The organism is Micromonospora sp. S-DT3-3-22, assembly GCF_015354745.1.
Lineage (GTDB): Bacteria > Actinomycetota > Actinomycetes > Mycobacteriales > Micromonosporaceae > Micromonospora > Micromonospora wenchangensis.
Genome location: NZ_JACGMO010000071.1, coordinates 1 through 16,604, shown reverse-complemented (window position 1 = coordinate 16,604; position 16,604 = coordinate 1). Strand labels below are relative to the sequence as shown.

16 protein-coding genes and 2 tRNA genes are annotated in these 16,604 nt (G+C 73.1%); 12 read left to right on the top strand and 6 right to left on the bottom strand.

Going from position 1 to position 16,604, the window contains the following annotated elements:
* The first annotated feature begins 25 nt into the window (after positions 1-25).
* On the top strand, positions 26-283 hold the full coding sequence (locus tag H1A17_RS20300) for a hypothetical protein (RefSeq protein WP_088644283.1): 258 nt from the start codon (positions 26-28) through the stop codon (positions 281-283).
* Between the two features lie 131 nt (positions 284-414).
* Positions 415-780 carry a WhiB family transcriptional regulator gene (locus tag H1A17_RS20295; protein ID WP_145921584.1) on the top strand — a complete coding sequence of 122 codons (366 nt, stop codon included), beginning with the start codon at positions 415-417 and terminating at the stop codon, positions 778-780.
* 324 nt (positions 781-1,104) lie between these two features.
* Here the strand turns inward: H1A17_RS20295 and H1A17_RS20290 are convergent, their stop codons facing one another.
* The 3 genes from H1A17_RS20290 to H1A17_RS20280 form a co-directional block, all read right to left on the bottom strand.
* Positions 1,105-2,436 (bottom strand): AarF/ABC1/UbiB kinase family protein, encoded by a 1,332-nt coding sequence (locus tag H1A17_RS20290; RefSeq protein ID WP_145921583.1) that lies wholly within the window; start codon positions 2,434-2,436, stop codon positions 1,105-1,107.
* Positions 2,437-2,676: 240 nt separating this feature from the next.
* The gene (locus tag H1A17_RS20285; protein WP_145921582.1) at positions 2,677-3,759 is read right to left on the bottom strand and encodes a ThiF family adenylyltransferase; all 1,083 of its coding nucleotides are present in this window, start codon (positions 3,757-3,759) and stop codon (positions 2,677-2,679) included.
* 298 nt (positions 3,760-4,057) lie between these two features.
* Positions 4,058-4,225: a DUF5679 domain-containing protein gene (locus tag H1A17_RS20280; protein ID WP_007464795.1), complete on the bottom strand. Its 168-nt coding sequence runs from the start codon at positions 4,223-4,225 to the stop codon at positions 4,058-4,060.
* Between the two features lie 511 nt (positions 4,226-4,736).
* Here H1A17_RS20280 and H1A17_RS20275 point away from each other — a divergent pair.
* A complete protein-coding gene (locus tag H1A17_RS20275) occupies positions 4,737-5,267 on the top strand; it encodes a M48 family metallopeptidase (protein ID WP_088644234.1) in 531 nt (176 codons plus the stop codon).
* A 65-nt stretch (positions 5,268-5,332) separates the two neighbouring features.
* Positions 5,333-5,932, top strand: coding sequence for a hypothetical protein (locus tag H1A17_RS20270; protein WP_145921581.1), 600 nt, complete (start codon positions 5,333-5,335; stop codon positions 5,930-5,932).
* A gap of 96 nt (positions 5,933-6,028) precedes the next feature.
* Here the strand turns inward: H1A17_RS20270 and H1A17_RS20265 are convergent, their stop codons facing one another.
* Positions 6,029-7,327 (bottom strand): zinc-dependent metalloprotease, encoded by a 1,299-nt coding sequence (locus H1A17_RS20265; protein WP_145921580.1) that lies wholly within the window; start codon positions 7,325-7,327, stop codon positions 6,029-6,031.
* Positions 7,328-7,440: 113 nt separating this feature from the next.
* Between H1A17_RS20265 and H1A17_RS20260 the strand changes: the two genes are divergently transcribed.
* From H1A17_RS20260 to H1A17_RS20230, 7 genes are all read left to right on the top strand, one after another.
* Complete coding sequence (locus tag H1A17_RS20260) at positions 7,441-8,454, top strand: PDZ domain-containing protein (protein ID WP_194822667.1); 1,014 nt, start codon at positions 7,441-7,443, stop codon at positions 8,452-8,454.
* 129 nt (positions 8,455-8,583) lie between these two features.
* Positions 8,584-11,577 (top strand): UPF0182 family protein, encoded by a 2,994-nt coding sequence (locus tag H1A17_RS20255; protein WP_194822666.1) that lies wholly within the window; start codon positions 8,584-8,586, stop codon positions 11,575-11,577.
* Between the two features lie 145 nt (positions 11,578-11,722).
* A complete protein-coding gene (locus H1A17_RS20250; protein ID WP_145921578.1) occupies positions 11,723-12,232 on the top strand; it encodes a SigE family RNA polymerase sigma factor in 510 nt (169 codons plus the stop codon).
* A gap of 135 nt (positions 12,233-12,367) precedes the next feature.
* Positions 12,368-13,165, top strand: a complete 798-nt coding sequence (locus tag H1A17_RS20245) for a hypothetical protein (RefSeq protein WP_228543899.1) — start codon at positions 12,368-12,370, stop codon at positions 13,163-13,165.
* Positions 13,166-13,221: 56 nt separating this feature from the next.
* A tRNA-Met gene (locus tag H1A17_RS20240) sits at positions 13,222-13,295 on the top strand.
* Between the two features lie 222 nt (positions 13,296-13,517).
* Positions 13,518-13,591, top strand: a tRNA-Met gene (locus H1A17_RS20235).
* Between the two features lie 120 nt (positions 13,592-13,711).
* Positions 13,712-13,981 (top strand): hypothetical protein, encoded by a 270-nt coding sequence (locus H1A17_RS20230; RefSeq protein ID WP_145921576.1) that lies wholly within the window; start codon positions 13,712-13,714, stop codon positions 13,979-13,981.
* Between the two features lie 36 nt (positions 13,982-14,017).
* Here H1A17_RS20230 and H1A17_RS20225 read toward each other — a convergent pair whose 3' ends face one another.
* A complete protein-coding gene (locus H1A17_RS20225; protein ID WP_145921575.1) occupies positions 14,018-15,349 on the bottom strand; it encodes an ABC transporter substrate-binding protein in 1,332 nt (443 codons plus the stop codon).
* Positions 15,350-15,495: 146 nt separating this feature from the next.
* Here H1A17_RS20225 and H1A17_RS20220 point away from each other — a divergent pair, with 146 nt between their 5' ends.
* On the top strand, positions 15,496-16,329 hold the full coding sequence (locus H1A17_RS20220; protein WP_194822665.1) for a phosphoribosylaminoimidazolesuccinocarboxamide synthase: 834 nt from the start codon (positions 15,496-15,498) through the stop codon (positions 16,327-16,329).
* A 44-nt stretch (positions 16,330-16,373) separates the two neighbouring features.
* Here the strand turns inward: H1A17_RS20220 and H1A17_RS20215 are convergent.
* On the bottom strand, positions 16,374-16,604 hold a 231-nt coding region (locus H1A17_RS20215), incomplete at its 5' end, for a hypothetical protein (RefSeq protein WP_194822664.1).

The window sequence follows — 16,604 nt, the reverse complement described above, 5'->3', positions numbered from 1 at the left end:
GAGGAACGTGAGGGAGGTGGCACCCGTGGAGATCATCACCTATGAGCGTCCGGCGGCGATGCCAGCTGCCTGCGCTCCGCTGTCGGCTGCGTGGGTGGCCCTTGCCGCTCCGCGACCGTCGATCCCGCAGGTGCACCAGGTCTCGGTTCAGGCCGAGCTGAACCTGACTGTTGCGCCCACTGCGGGAGTCGAGGGGACCAGTGGCTTCACGGGTCTGGGCATCGATGTCGCCAAGAAGCGCATGGATGTCCGCGGCGTTCCACCTCGAGGTAGACCGGTCTGACACTCAGACCACCGGCTCACCTCGAGGCCGCGGAACCCGCTCACCGGGATCCGCGGCCTCAGTTTTTTGCCCGTCGAAGTACGTCGGAAATGCGATCCACGAGATCGAAGTGAGAGAGAGGTGACCGGGAGATGAGTCTGGCGTTGGCCCCCCTCGACGTGAGCGTCGAGCTGGAGGCGAACCTGCCCTGTCGGAAGTTCGACCCCGACCTGTGGTTCTCCGACTCGCCCACCGACCTGGAGCTGGCCAAGTCGCTCTGCGGGGACTGCCCGCTGCGCGTCGAGTGCCTGGCCGGGGCGGTCGAGCGGGCCGAGCCGTGGGGCGTCTGGGGCGGCGAGATCTTCGAGCGTGGCGCGGTCGTCCCGCGTAAGCGGCCCCGGGGCCGTCCGCGCAAGGAGGACCTCGCCCGCGACGCCGCCCTCCGGGTCGAGGCCGAGGCGCGACTGGCGGCCAGTGGTGTGGCCACCTCGCGCAGCGCGGTCCGACTGGCAGCCTGACCTACCCGATCCGTTCCACCCACCCGCCGATGATCATCGGCCGCGAGAAAGTTGACCACGATGCTGCACCTGCCGAACGGAACCGAGATGCAACTACTCCACGAAGCGTTGTCCCGGGCTCGAATGCGCCGGCCTCAGGCCGGTCGTACCACCACGAGCACTGAGGCGCACCGTTCCGCCCGTACCGTCGCGATGAACAGCCGGAGCCAGTCGGCTCGCGACCTGGGCGTTCTCTGAAACCACCACTGATACGCGGGGGCGGTGACCGGATCATGGTCACCGCCCCCGCGTCGTGTCGGTCGGCCGTCGCCCCGCCGTCGCCGGTCAGGCGACCGGGGCGAAGCCGGGCAGCCAGCGCTCCAGGATCCCCCGGTAGGGGGCCTTCGCCTCCAACTGGCACAGCACCCCGATCGAGCCCAGCGTCACCCGGTGGATCAGCAGGTACGACGGCGGCAGGTTGAGCTGCCGGCTGAACTGGAAGGCGGGCGACTTCGGGCTGGCCAGCCGGGTCGCCTCGGCGCGCAGCCAGGCCCGGGTGAACCGGAACTCCTCCTGCGCCACCGGGTCCAGCATCGGGCGGATGTAGTCCAGCAGCGCCCGGGCGTCGATCGGCTCGGTCGGGTTGACGAAGCCCTCCTCGCGCAGCCCGGCGACGACCGCGTCGGCGTCGCCGCGCAACGACAGCCCGAGCAGCCGGCCAATCGGCTCCGGCGTGCCCTCGGGCATCCGGGCCACCGCGCCGAAGTCGATCACACCGAGCCGGCCGTCCGGCAGCAACCGGAAGTTGCCCGGGTGCGGGTCGGCGTGCAGCAGCCCGGCCCGGGGCGGGGCGGACAGGTGCAGGGTCGCCATCAACCGGCCGGCCGTGTCGCGCTGCTCCTCGGTGCCCTCCCGGATGATGTCCGCCAGCGGCGTTCCCTCGATCCACTCGGTGACCAGCACCCGGGGCGACGACGAGAGCACCGTCGGGATGAAGATCTCCGGGTCGTCGGCGTACGCGGCGGCGAAGGCGCGCTGCGACTCGGCCTCCAGCTCGTAGTCCAACTCCTCGGTGATCCGTTCCCGCAGCTCGGCCAGGAGCGGCTTGACGTCCAGGCCGGGCTGGATGGCGCGGAACATCCCGCCCAGCCGGGAGAGCTGCTTGAGGTCGGCGAGCAGCGCGTCCCCCGCGCCCGGGTACTGGATCTTGACGGCGGCGGACCGGGACACCCCGGTCTCCGGGTCCCGCCACACCGCCCGGTGCACCTGGCCGATGCTGGCCGCCGCGGCCGGGCTGTCGTCGAACTCGACGAACCGGTCCCGCCAGTCCGGCCCGAGCTGCTCCGCGAGCACCTTGTGCACGCTCGCCACCGGCAGCGGCGGGGCGGCCTCCTGGAGCTTCGTCAACGCCTGCCGGTAGGGCGCGGCGATCTCGTCCGGCAACGCCGCCTCGAACACCGACAGCGCCTGGCCGAACTTCATCGCCCCGCCCTTGAGCTGCCCGAGGACGCTGAAAAGCTGCTCGGCGGTACGTTGCTGGATCTCGGCGGAGATGACGTCGGAGGCGATGCCGGTGACGCGCTTGCCCATCCCGAGGACGGTCCGACCGGCGAAGCCGAGCGGCAGAGCGGCGAGCTTGGCGGTCCGGGACACGGCGCGGCGCGGGATGTCGGTCACCTGGCCATTGTTACCGACTTCGTGGCCCCGCTGCTGCGCTGAAGCCGGGCTGGGTGGCCCCGTCCCCCGTTCCACGCTCCCGCGACGCCCGCCGGCCACCCCCACCGTGCCCCGCCGGGCGGTCGGTACGGCCGCGGCGGGGGCTGATCCCGGCCGGCCGCCGCTGTGCCGCCGGTCGGGCCGAGCTGCTCGCCGGCCGGCTGGAGCTGGTCGCCGTGCTCACCCCGGCGGTGGCCCGCGTCAGCGGCCCGAGCAGGAGCAGTCGGGGTGCGGTGCCCAGGCCCGACGGCGTAACCGGCCGCCCGGCCCGACCTCCACCGTGCAGCCGACCGTCTCCGGGGTGCCGCCGTCGAGCTGGGTCAGCGCCTCGCCGACCGCGTAACCGGCGGCGGTGAGCAGGGTGGCGGCGCCGCAGGACTGGTGGGCCGGGCCGGTGGCGAGCTGGGCGGCCAGGCCGGGCCAGCCCGGGTCACGATCGGTGCGGTGCAGCTCCAGGCAGTGCAGGCAGGGCCCCACCGGCGGCCGGACCAGGGGGCCGACCACCGGCATCCCTTCCCGCAGGGTGAGCAGCAGGTGGGGCTGGCGACGCCGGGCGTACCCGGTGGCGAGCAGGTCCGCCGGACGGTCCGTGCCGAGCTGCACCACCAGCTCGGCCCGGCGGCGGCCGGCCGGGCGGGTGCGGGTGCCCGGGGCGGCCCGGTCGATGGCCGCCCGGACCGCGTCGGCCAGCGGCTGCCCGACGTCGGCGGCGGCCAGCCCGGTGCCCACCAGGTCACCCGGCTGCACCGGACCGGTCAGCCCGACCGTCACCTGCCCGACGCCGGCCTGGGCCAGGGCCACGGCGACGGGCGCACCGAGCCGGCCCGCCCCGGCCACCACCACCCGGGCGGCGCGGCGGCGACGGAGCACCTGGGCCGGCGTGCCGGGCAGGGCGGGCGCGGCCAGGGCGAGCGCCCCGGCCTCCGCGGCCAGCCGGGTCCGGTCCGGGCCGGTCAGGTCGCGGGGGAGCAGGGTGTGCGCCGGTACGACCAGCCCCGCGGCGTGCAGGGTGTCGATCAACCCCCGGGCCTGGCCCGGGTCGACCCGGGCGCTCGCCGCGTCCGCCAGCACGCCACGTTCACTGCGGGTGCCGTCGAGCAGGTCGAGCAGCCGGGTGACCCGCGAGTCGGCCACCTCCAGCAGGACGGCCCGGCCGGGCGTCAGCCCCAGTTGCAGGGTGTGCCGGTCCCGCCAGAGCCGGGTCAGGCCCGGCAGCAGGGCCGGACGCAGCAGCGCGGTACGGGAGGGCACGGGGTGGGAAGGCGCGGGGTGGGGCGGGCTCATGACAACGAATCGTGACCGAGTCCCTGCGGTGCGTCGATCGTTGTCCACAGGTGCGCAGCGCCGGATCCAGCGTTGTCCACAGGTCTCGGCGAGTTATCCACAGGTTACCCGGAGTTATGTCGGGCAGCCGACAGATCTGCCGCCCGGGTGGTGGGTGACCGGCCGCCGCCGCAGCCGGGCCGGGTGGGGCGCTGCGGGCGGTTCCGGAGTCCCGGTTCGGGTTGGAATCGCGGTTCGGGTTGGAATCGCGGGAGGGGCGGCCCACCGGGCCGCCCCTTGCGCGTCGTACCCGGACGGGTCAGACCTTGGCCTTGCCCAGGATGCGGTTCACTGTTGTGCCGCACACCGGACACTTGCCCTTGGCCATGTTCATCCCGGTCTTCGAGACCTCGACGTGCCCCTCGAAGTCCCGCTTCTCCTTGCACTTCACGCAGTAACCGTTGTAGGTCTGGGCCTGGTCGGCCACGGTAGCCTCCTCGTCTCGTCCGCCGGGCACGTCGGTCCGGCGGTGCTCCCGGCGGCGGGCCGTGGGGGCGCCGGCGCCGGGTCCTTCTCCGCGGCCACCCACGTGACCGCCGGTTGGCGGACCCTACCCAGGTCTGGGCGGTTCCATGTCAGCGGTGCATCGACACTGTGAGCAAGTCGACGTCGAGAGTGTGCATCCCGAAATAGGCGGGATAAGTGAGTTTGCCGGGGACACGCCGTGTGGAGCCCTCTGGGAGGTCCCCCGGACGGGGGTGCGGCGACGCCGTCGGGACCGATCACCTACGGTGGAGATCGCACCCGGCGGTGGCTTCCGGCGTCGCCACGAAGGGTGACGAGGGTCCAGGCTCATGGTCACCACCAGTTTTTTTCGGACTCCTTACTACTAACCACCATTTTCCGGGCGCGTGTCGGGGTGTTGACCCTTGCGGACCCCTGGTCAGTACGCATTAGCTTTCCCTCGTGGCAGGAAACCACGGCTGCGCGGCCCACTGATGGCGGCGGCGCGGAAGCCAGTCGTCGAGGTACGGCGCAGTCAGCGCCGGCGACGCACGGTGTCCGCCTACCGGGACGGCGAGCGGGTCGTGGTGCTCATCCCGGACCAGTTCTCCCGGGCCGAGGAGAGCGAGTGGGTCGACCGGATGCTCGCCCGGCTCGCCGCCCGGGAGGGCCGGCTGGCCCGCAACGACACCGAACTGCTCGACCGGGCCCTGCGCCTGATCAACCTGTACCTGGCCGACCAGGGTGGCGACGCCCTGCCGGCCAGCGTCCGTTGGGTCACCAACCAGAACGGCCGTTGGGGTTCCTGCACCCCCGCCGACCGGACCATCCGGATCTCGCACCGGCTCCAGGAGATGCCCGACTGGGTGCTCGACTACGTGCTGCTGCACGAGTTGGCGCACCTCATCGTGCCGAGCCACAACGCCCGCTTCTGGGCCCTGGTCGGCCGGTACGCCAAGACCGAACGGGCCCGGGGCTACCTGGAGGGCGTCGCCGCCGCCTCCGCCGTCCCGATCGCCGGCTGACCGCCCCACCCGTCGACCGCCCTGCCGGGGTCGATCACCCGTACCGCGCCCACTAGGGTCGGGGAATGGTCCGACGGGTGGTGGTGGCGTTGCTCGGTCCGGTGGCCTGGACGCCGCCCGGGGTGGACCCGGCGCGCTGGCGTACCGCCCTGGCCGAGGACGTGGTGGACCTGCTCGCCACCCTGGCCGAGGTGGAGTCCGCGCTCGCGGTGACCCCGGCCGACCGCTGGCTGGCCGACGCGGTGCGCTGGCCCGACACCCCCGTGTACGAGGTGCCCGAGCCGACCGTCACCGCCGCGCTGGCCGCCCTCGACGGGTACGACCAGGCCGCCGTGGTCGCCGCCGACGCCCCCGACCTGCCGGGGCTCGTCCTGGGCAAGCTGCTGCGACCCCTGACCAGCCGACCCGTCGCCGTCGCCCCCGTCGAGGGCGGCCCGGGACTGCTCGGCGTGGCGTCCCGGCTGCCCGTACCCGGGTGGCTGCCGGCGCTGGACCTGGACGTCGCCGGGCCGGCGGACCTGCGGCGCGCGGCGTCCGCCCCGGCCGACGTGGCGGTCACCCCCGGCTGGCACCGGCTGCGCGGCCCGGCCGACCTGGCCGCCCTGGACCCGGCCGTGGAGGGCTGGGAGGCGACCCGCGCCCTGCTCTCCGGCCACCGCACCTGACCCGCCACCAGCCACCGGACTGACCCCGGCAACGGCGACCGGCCGGTCCCCCGGGAATCGGGTGGGCCGGCCGGTGTCGCGGCTGGTCCGTGGCGGTCAGGGCCGGTCGGCGTCGCCGTCGGTGTCGTCGGGGCGGGGACGGCTGCCCGGTGCCTGCTCCTCGGGGCCGCCCGGGGCGGTGAAGTCGAAGGTGGCCAGCTCGTCGTCGAGGTCCGTCGAGGTGGTCGCGAACGCCACCGGGTCGGCGAAGTCCGCGTCCGAGGGGAGCAGGTCGGGGTGGCCCCAGACCGCGTCCCGCCCGGCGATGCCCCGGTGCTCGGTCAGCGCCGCCCAGAGCGCCGACGCCTCCCGCAGCCGGCGCGGGCGCAGCTCCAGGCCGACCAGCGCGGCGAAGGTCTGCTCGGCCGGCCCGCCGGCCGCCCGGCGGCGACGGAACGCCTCGCCGAGGCGGACCACGTTGGGCAGCCGGTCGGCCGCCGCGCTGTCCACCACGTGACAGACCCAGCCCTCGACCAGCGCGAGCACCGTCTCCAGCCGGGCCAGGGACGCCTTCTGCGCGGGGGTGTCCTCCGGGGTGAAGATCCCCTCCAGGGCGATGGCCTGCATCGACTCCGGGTCGGTCGGGTCGACCCGGCCCATCGCCTCCTCGATCGCCTCCCGGTTGACCCGGATGCCGGACGCGTAGTTCTCGACCGCGGTCAGCACGTGCCCGCGCAGCCACGGGACGTGCTCGAAGAGCCGCTGGTGGGCCGCCTCGCGCAGGGCCACGTAGAGGCGTACCTCGTCTTCCGGCAGCTCCAGGCCCTCGCCGTACACCCGGATGTTGGCCGGGATCAGCGCGGCGGTGCCGGCCGGGCCGAGCGGCAGGCCGATGTCACCGGCGGAGAGCACCTCGGCGGCGAGCTGCCCGAGGGCCTGCCCGAGCTGACCGCCGAAGAGTGCGCCGCCCAGGGTGGCGACCATCGACTGCATCGGGCCGAGCTGGGCGCGCGCCTCCGGCGGGACCAGGTCGCCCATCGCGCCGACCATCCGGCTGGCGACCGGGTCGCAGAGCTTGCGCCAGACGTCGAGCGTCTTGTAGATCCACTCGTTGCGGTTCCACGCCAGGGAGGTGCGGATGCCGGTCGGCCAGGCCGACGCCGGCTCCAGCCAGAGGTCGGCCAGGCGCAGCGCCTCCTCCACCGCGTGCCGTTCGTAGGGGGAGGCCATCGGGTCACCCGTGGCCGCGAGCTGGCTGGCGGCCACCTGGCGGGCCAGGTCCCAGTTGACCGGCCCGCTGCCCGGCGCGGAGAGCAGGTGCTGCAACTGCGACATGAACTGCTGCATCTGCGCGGGATCGTTGGGGTCTGGTGGTTGCCCACCCGGGAGCGCGAAACCGAACGGAATATCAGGCACGACGTCTACGGTACGCGCGCCGCGCCCCTGGTAGCCGCCGTCGGCGTTGCGCTGAGGGCGAAGTCCGCCGCAGCCCGCCGGACCCGCCGCCACCGGTCGGTACGCTCTGCCGCATGAGACGTCGTGGCGTGACCGTCCTCCTCGGTGCTCTGCTCACCACCCTGCTGAGCATCGGCGTGCTCGGCGCGCCCATCCCGTACGTGGTGCTCGGCCCCGGGCCGACGGTGAACACCCTCGGCACCAACGACGGCCGGGAGGTCATCCAGGTCAGCGGGCGGGAGACCTCCACCTCCGCCGGTCAGCTCCGGATGACCACGGTCGGTGTGCAGCCGACGGTGAAGCTGCGCGCCGCGATAGCCGGCTGGCTGTCGAAGGACGAGGCGGTCGTCCCCCGGGAACTGGTCTACCCGCCGGGCGAGTCGCAGGAGGAGGTCGAGAAGCGCAACGCCGAGGACTTCCAGAACTCGCAGAGCAGCGCCGAGACCGCCGCGCTGGTCAAGCTCGGCTACCCGGTCGAGGTGGTGGCGAAGGAGGTCGCCGCGGACGGGCCGGCGGCCGGTGCGCTCAAGGCCGGCGACGTGCTCACCACCGTCGACGGCGCCGAGGTCACCTCGGCGACCCGGCTGGTCGAGCTGGTCCGCAGCAAGCCCGCCGGCACCAGCCTGACCATCGGGTACGTCCGCGACGGCGCCCCCGGCACCGCCACCGTGACCAGCCGGGAAGCCGACGGCCGGCCGCGCATCGGCGTGGTCCCCGACCAGCGGCAGCCGCACCCGTTCACCCTGAAGATCGACCTGAAGGACATCGGCGGCCCGAGCGCCGGGCTGATGTTCGCCCTCGGCATCATCGACAAGCTCAAGCCGGAGGACCTCACCGGCGGGAAGATCATCGCCGGTACCGGCACGATCGACGACGAGGGCCGGGTCGGTCCGATCGGCGGCATCGCCCAGAAGCTGGTCGGGGCGAAGAAGGCCGGGGCCAAGGTGTTCCTGGTCCCCGCCGACAACTGCGCCGAGGCGGTCCGCAACCCGCAGCCGGGTCTGCCCATGCTCAAGGTCGGCTCGCTGGACGAGGCATTGACCGCGTTGGACACGTTGCGCGCCGGTGGGGAGCCGACCCGCTGCTGAGGGCGGGGCCACGCCGGGACACCGGCGGCGACCCGGGCACGACCTGACCCGCCACGTTCAGGAACACCCCGTACTCTGGGTGCCTGTCCGGAGCCGATCACATCGAGCGTGCGGAGCCAAACAGTGGCCATGCGTAGCAGCCCCCTGCCGAGGATGAGTCGGCGCGGACGCGTCACCATCGGGGTCCTGGTCGGGGTGTTCCTCCTGTTCACCCTGCTGGGCTGGGGGGTGCAGGCGTGGACCGACTGGCTGTGGTTCGACGAGGTCCGCTACACCCAGGTCTTCACCGGCATGCTGATCACCCGGTTGCTGCTCTTCCTCGCCGTCGGGCTCGGCCTGGCCGCGTTCGTCGGCGGGAACCTGTGGCTGGCGTACCGGTTGCGGCCGAAGCTGCGCCCGCACTCGCTGGAGCAGGCCACCCTGGAGCGGTACCGGATGCTGCTCACCCCCCGCATCGGCACCTGGATCAGCCTGACGGCCGTGGTGCTCGGCCTGTTCGCCGGGCTCTCCGCGCAGGGCCGCTGGTCGCAGTGGCTGCTGTTCCGCAACGGTGGCAACTTCGGCGTCAAGGACCCGGAGTTCGGCATCGACGTCGGCTTCTACGTCTTCCAGTTGCCGTTCTGGCGCTACCTGCTCGGGGTCGGCTTCACCGCCGTGGTGCTGGCCCTGATCGGCGCGCTGGCCGTGCACTACATCTTCGGCGGGGTGCGCCTACAGGGCGTCGGCGACCGGATGACCAACGCCGCGCGGGCCCACCTGAGCACGCTGGTGGCGTTCTTCGTCCTGCTCAAGGCCGTGGCGTACGTGCTGGACCGGCGGGCCATGCTGCTGGAGTACAACGAGGGCGCCAAGCTGTACGGCGCCGGCTACGCCGACGTCAACGCGCTGCTGCCGGCCAAGGAGATCCTGGCCTACATCTCGGTGGTGGTGGCGATCGCCATCATCGTCTTCTCCAACGCGGTGATGCGGAACCTGGTCTGGCCGGGCATCTCGCTGGCCCTGCTCGGCGTCTCCGCCGTCGCGATCGGCGGCATCTACCCGTGGGCGGTGCAGACCTTCGAGGTCAAGCCGAGCGCCCGGGACAAGGAGGCCCCGTACATCCAGCGGAGCATCAACGCCACCCGCGACGCGTTCGACATAGCCGACGTGCAGACCGAGGGGTACGCGGCCAGCAACCTGGTGCCCCCGGCCAGCCTGGCCACCGACACCTCGGTGGTGCCGAACGTCCGGCTGCTCGACCCGCAGCTCGTCTCCGAGACGTACACCCAGCTCCAGCAGGTCCGCGGGTTCTACGACTTCGGCCCCAAGCTGGACATCGACAGGTACTCGGTGGAGAACAAGACCTCCGACTACGTGGTCGGGGTGCGGGAGATCAACTACGGCGAGCTGACCGACCAGCAGAACAACTGGATCAACCGGCACACCGTCTACACCCACGGCTACGGCCTGGTCGCGGCCCCGGCCAACCAGGTGGTCTGCGGCGGGCAGCCGTACTTCGTCTCCGGCTTCCTCGGCGAGAAGGCGCAGGAGGCGTGCTCCTCGCAGGCCGAGCAGATCCCGGCCAGCCAGCCGCGGATCTACTACGGCGAGCGGATGCAGCCCGACGACTACGCCATCGTCGGCCAGAGCAGCCCGGACAAGGACGTCGAGTTCGACCGGCCCACCCCGACCACCGGCGGCGAGCAGTACTACACCTACACCGGTGAGGGCGGCGTCGAGATCGGCTCGTTCACCCGGCGGCTGCTCTACTCGATCAAGGAGCAGGAGACGAACTTCCTGCTCTCCGAGGCGGTCAACGAGAACTCCAAGCTGCTGTACGTGCGTAACCCCCGGGACCGGGTGGAGAAGGTCGCCCCGTTCCTCACCCTCGACGGCGACCCGTACCCGGCGGTGGTGGGCGGCAAGGTCCAGTGGATCATCGACGGCTACACCACGGCCGCGACCTACCCGTACGCCGAGCGGATCAACCTCCAGCAGGAGACCACCGACGAGCTGACCAACCGGGGCACGTTCCAGCTCGCCCGGGAGAACGTCAACTACATGCGCAACTCGGTGAAGGCCACCGTCGACGCGTACGACGGCACCGTCCGGCTCTACGAGTTCGACGACGCCGACCCGGTGCTCAAGGCGTGGAACAAGGCGTTCGGCGGGGACCTGGTGCTGCCCAAGAGCGCCATCCCGGCCGACCTGGCCGCCCACTTCCGCTACCCGGCCGACATGTTCAAGGTGCAGCGCAACCTGCTCACCAAGTTCCACGTCACCAACCCCGGCGACTTCTACTCCGGTCAGGACTTCTGGCAGGTGCCGAACGTGCCGGACGCGCCGGACAGCGGGCAGAAGCAGCCGCCGTACTACCTGTTCACCCAGTTCCCCAACCAGGACGCCCCACGGTTCCAGCTCACCTCGGCGGTCACCCCGAACGGCCGGCAGAACCTCGCCGCGCTGATCTCCGGGTCGTACGTCGACGGGCAGCCGAAGCTGGAGGTGCTGGAGCTGCCCGACCAGACCCGGATCTCCGGCCCGGTGCAGGTGCACCAGCAGATGACCAACAACGCGACCATCCGGACCGAACTGAACCTGCTCTCCTCCAACCAGGCCCAGGTGCAGTACGGCAACCTGCTGTCCCTGCCGTTCGGCAACGGGATGCTCTACGTGGAGCCGGTCTACGTCAAGAGCAACCAGCAGGACGCGTACCCGCTGTTGCAGAAGGTGCTCCTGTCGTACGGCGACGGCGGCTCGTACGTGGTGCTGGCCAACAACGTCACCGACGGCATCAAGCAGCTCGTCGAGCAGGGCAAACGGGCCGGACAGGGGACCACTCCGCCACCGGGTGGCGAGACGCCGCCACCCTCGGGCGGCACCCCGTCCCCCTCGCCGACGGCCTCGCCCGGGGCGAGCAGCCCACCGCCCAGCGCCGACCTGGCCACCGCCACGCAGCGGGTCCAGGCGGCGATCGCCGAGGTCAAGGCCGCGCAGGCGTCCGGTGACTTCGAGCGGTACGGCCGCGCGCTGAAGGCGCTGGACGAGGCGATCACCGCCTTCCAGCAGGCCCAGCAGGGCAACCCGTCGGGCGCGTCCAGCGGTAACCCGCCCGCCACGCCGACGCCGTCCGGCGGCGGCTGACCCGCGCGCTCCCGCGTCGACGGGGCCCACGATCCGGACCGGGATCGTGGGCCCCGTCGCTTTTCCGACCGGTTGTCCCGCAACCTGACGATGCCGCTGACCGTCTCCAGTGCAGGTGGCCGGGACGGGGGGACGTGGTGCGGGCATGAGGGACGAGCGGAGTTTCGACGAGTTCTACCGGAGCACCTCGGCGCGGACCCTGCGCTACGGTCACGCCGTGGCGGGCGACCACGGAGAGGCACAGGACCTCGTCCAGGAGGCGTACGCCCGCGCCTGGCGGCAGTGGGGCCGGCTGGCGCAGCACCCCGCGCCGGAGGCGTGGCTGCGGCTGGTGGTCAGCCGGCTGGCCGCCGACCGGTTCCGCCGGTTACGGAGCTGGCGGACGGCGCTGAGCCGTACCGGGCCACCGGAGGACGTGCGACCACCCGGTGAGGACACCGTGCTGCTGGTGGCCGCGCTGCGGCAGCTACCCGCGAACCAGCGTCAGGCGCTGGCCCTGCACTACCTGTTCGACATGCCGGTGGAGGAGATCGCCCGGGAGGCCCGGGTGCCCAGCGGCACCGTGAAGTCGTGGCTGTCGCGGGGGCGGTCCCGGCTGGCCGAGCTGCTCCCCGGCGTCTCGGCGAAGGAGCTGGAGGTCAACGATGTCGCGTGAGCTGCACCGTTTCTACCGGTCGTTGGCGCAGGACACCGACCCGGGTGGCCTGGTCCCGCCCGCCCTGGTCCGCCGGTACGCCGACCGGCGGGCCCGGCTGCGGGCGGCCACGGGGGTGCTGGCCGTGGCCGCCTGGTGGGCGGGACGGCGGCCGGCACCCGGTTCGTGTTCACCGCCGCGCCCGGCACGCCGGCCGGGCCGCCCTCCTCCCCGCCCGGCACCGGCGTCTCGGTGCCCGCCCCGGCGGTGTCGCCGGCGGAACCGGTGACCTCCGTCCCGGCCGCGTCCGCGCTCACCGGTTCCGCCGGCCGGTCGCCGGCCGGCACGGTCGGTCCGACCGCCACGTCGCCGTCCGGCCGACCGCCGACCGCGATCCCCGACGCGGCGTTCTTCACCCTCGCCGCGGCCAACGAGACCGGCATGCGGGCGACGTTCGACGCCGGCCCGACGCTGCCGCAGCTCTGCGGCGCGCACCCCGGCGACTCGGGTGTCGTCCAGCGCCGGGGCCGGGCCCTGGCCTTCCGGTACGCCGACACCCCCAAGGGGTACGTCCCGGACGGCAGCTACCGGCACACCGTCACCCTGTACCGGGCCGGTCGCGCCGAGGAGGCCCTCGGTGAGCTGCGGGCGGCGGTGCGGGACTGCCCGGTACAGCAGTCGTCCGACACCCCGGGGGTGACGTCCCGGTACCGGCTGCTCGGCGGGGGCGGCTACGGCGACGAGTCGGTGCTGTTCGAGCTGCGCCGGTCGTACTCCGAAGGGGCGGGTGACCCGGCCGGCGCGGACGAGATCCGGCTGGTCCGGGCGATCCGGCTCGGGGACGTGGTGACCGTGCTCTGGGAGCAGGGCTGGGAGGGCACGTCCAGTGACCGGTCGCAGGTGGACGCCGACAGCCGGCGGGCGGTGGACGCGCTGCGGGACTGGTTGGACTGACCGCCGGGTGGCGTTTTGCGGGCCCGGGGGTCGGTAGGTTACGGTTAACCAGCCGACGCGGGGTGGAGCAGCTCGGTAGCTCGCTGGGCTCATAACCCAGAGGTCGCAGGTTCAAATCCTGTCCCCGCTACTGTTTTCGACAGGCCCCGGAGTTCGTCTCCGGGGCCTGTCGCGTTTCCGCCCCGGCACGGGTGGGCCTGCCGTCGTGGCGTGGGAGATCGGCGTGCCGCAGCCGGTGGGCGGACGCCACCGGCGGCGGTGACCCCCGGCGGGCGTCCTGAGCTGGGCGGACGGCGGATCGGGGGGCCCGGCCGATCTCCGCCGGACGGATGGGTTAGGCTTAACGGGCCGACGCGGGGTGGAGCAGCTCGGTAGCTCGCTGGGCTCATAACCCAGAGGTCGCAGGTTCAAATCCTGTCCCCGCTACTGTTTTCGACAGGCCCCGGAGTTCGTCTCCGGGGCCTGTCGCCGTTTCCGGTGTCCCGCGTCCCGAACCGGTGCGGGCTTCGGGGTGCCGGACTTGCCGCCCTCGGTCAGGATGAGGGCATGTCTACTGAGATCAGGACGTCAACAGGGATCACATGGTGGGGCCGGCTGAGCGCGGTCCTCGGCGCGGTCGTGCTCTCGGTCTTCGTGCCGGTGGCCGCGTGGGCGTCCACCGGCACCGGCGAGCTGGTGGTGGAGGCGGCCCGGCGACGGTCCAGGGCCGGCGGCTTCGGCGTCCTCGGGCTGCTCTGCTGCCTGGTGGTCGTCGGCGGCATCGTCCTGCTGGTGGTGCTGCTGACCCGCAACCGGCGCAACCGCCCGCCCCGCTGACCCGCGACCGGCGTCACCGCCCCTCCCGTCGACCCGTCACCGGGCCAGGGCCGCCTGCGCCCGGGCCATGAACTGTGTCGTCGCCGCCCGCGCCCCGGAGCGTCCCGCGCGGATGCTCCGGGCCGCCTCGGTGAGCAGGGCCCGCACCTCGTTGTGCCCCCTCGGGGGTGGCGCGGGTGCCGGGCCGACCTGCTGGTGCAGCGCCTCACCGAGGGCGGCGACGCGTTCGGCCGGCGGATCGTCGAGGGTCTGCACGACCGCCTGGCGTACGGTCAGGCTGGCCGGCAGGCCCCGCTCGGTGCCGAGGAGCCGACCCACCTCCACGCTGCCGGTGAGGAAGTCGACCACGTCGGCCACCACCCCCGGGTGCCGGGTGCCCCGGAACCCGGCCCAGTACATCGACGCCCGGTCCCACTGGGCGGCCCGGGGGCCGGGGAAGCCGACCAGGGCCAGCTCGTCCCTGCTGTAGCGCTGAAGCTCGGGAAACTGGTGCGACCAGGCGAACGAGGCGGCGGTGTGCCCGCTGACCACCAGTTGCCGGGCCGGCTCGCCGCCGTCGGCGCGGTCCACCAGGGCGGCGGCCGGGGTGGCCCGTTGGCTGCGGGCCCGTTCCCAGAACTCGAACCAGTCCAGCAGCGCGGCGGAGCCGAAACCCAACTGACGTCCCTGGTAGAACTTGCTGCCCAGCCCACGCAGCCAGAGCCACAACGCCCGGTGGTCACCCGACGGGTCCATCGAGCCGGCGACCCGGCCCCGGCTGGCCCGGGTCACCCCGGCGGCCCAGCTCAGATAGTCGGCCCAGGTCATCGAGGTGGTCGGCTCGGGGACCCCGAGCCGGCGGAGCAGGTCACGGTTGAACACCACGGCGGCATGGGTCTGCGCCGCCGCGACGCCGTACACCCGGTCGTCGATCTTTCCGTAGTCGACCAGGCCGGGCGGCAGGGTGTTCACGTTGATCCGGCCGTCCTCGACGTAACCGCCGAGGTCGAGCAGGATGCCGCGCTGGGCGTAGTCGCCGAGCATCGAGTCGTCGATCTGGAACAGGTCGGGCACGTTGCCGCCACCCGCCTGGGTGGCGAGCCGCTCGTAGTAGCCGCCCTGCCCCTGCCAGGTCACCCGGAAGGTGACCTGCGGGTTGCGGGCCGAGTACAGCCGCAGGGCCCGTTCGGTGGCCTCGGCCCGGCGGGTGCCGCCGTACCAGAAGACCGACAGCTCCACCGGGCCGTCCGGCGTCGGCGACTCCGCCTCGACGCCGCACCCGCTCAGCCCGCCCGCCGCCAGCACCGGCACACCGAGCAGCGCGCCGAGCAGCCGCCGCCGGGCCGGGTCGACGCCGGGCCGGAGCAGCAGGGGACGCACAGCGGACACGGGGTGCTCCTGGGGACGGGCGGGCCGGTAGCCGGACCATTCACGCAGGTGGCGCGGCCGGGTGTCAACGCCCGCACGGCCCGCCGCCCGCCGGCGGCCCGGGTGGGCGACCCGGCCGGCGTCGTCCCCGTGGTGTACTAGGGCACGTGGAACTTCTGCACTCCGGCAAGGTCCGGGACGTCTACGCGGACGGCGACGACCTGATCCTGGTCGCCTCCGACCGGATCTCCGTCTACGACGTGGTGCTGCCCACCCCGATCCCCGACAAGGGGCGGCTGCTCACCGCCCTGTCGCTCTGGTGGTTCGAGCAGCTCGCCGACCTGGTGCCGCACCACGTCGTCTCGACCACCGACGTGCCCGCCGAGTTCGCCGGCCGGGCGATCCGCTGCCGCCGGCTGGACATGGTGCCCGTCGAGTGCGTCGCCCGGGGCTACCTGACCGGCGGCGGCCTCAAGGAATACGAGCGCACCGGCGCGGTCTCCGGCGTGCCGCTGCCGCGTGGCCTGGTCGAGGCGTCGATCCTGCCGGAGCCGATCTTCACCCCGTCGACCAAGGCGCCGGCCGGGGAGCACGACGAGCCGATCACCTTCGCCGACGTGGTGGACAAGGTGGGCGCGGAAACCGCCGAGCGGCTGCGCCAGATCACCCTGGACGTCTACCGGCGGGGCGCGGAACTCGCCGCCGACCGGGGCATCCTGGTCGCCGACACCAAGATCGAACTGGGCTGGGCGGCGGACGGCACCCTGGTCCTCGGCGACGAGGTGCTCACCTCCGACTCGTCCCGCTACTGGCCGGCCGAGTCGTACCAGCCGGGCCGGACCCAGTTCTCCTACGACAAGCAGTACGTGCGGGACTGGGCGACCAGCAGCGGCTGGGACAAGCGGTCCCCCGCGCCGGAGGTCCCGGCCGACGTGGTCGAGGCGACCCGGGCCCGTTACATCGACGTCTACGAACGGTTGACCGGCGAACGCTGGTCCTGACCCGCCGCTCCCGGCCGGCCCGTGGCGGGCCGGCCGGAACGCGATCAGTTGCCGCCCACCGCGGTCTTCGGCTCGGCCCGGTAGGAACGGTCCTCGGCCTGCTTGCCGAGCACACCACCACCCGGCGTCTCCACACTGAACGCCTGCTCGTCGGTGACGATCCCCGGACCGTCGCCGTGCCCCTCCCGGTCGTCCCGCTTCGCGGCGGTGGTCCGCCGGGGGGCCAGCTCCGGCGGCACCGGCTGCCCGCCGCGCGCCCGCCGGGGTGCCGGCTC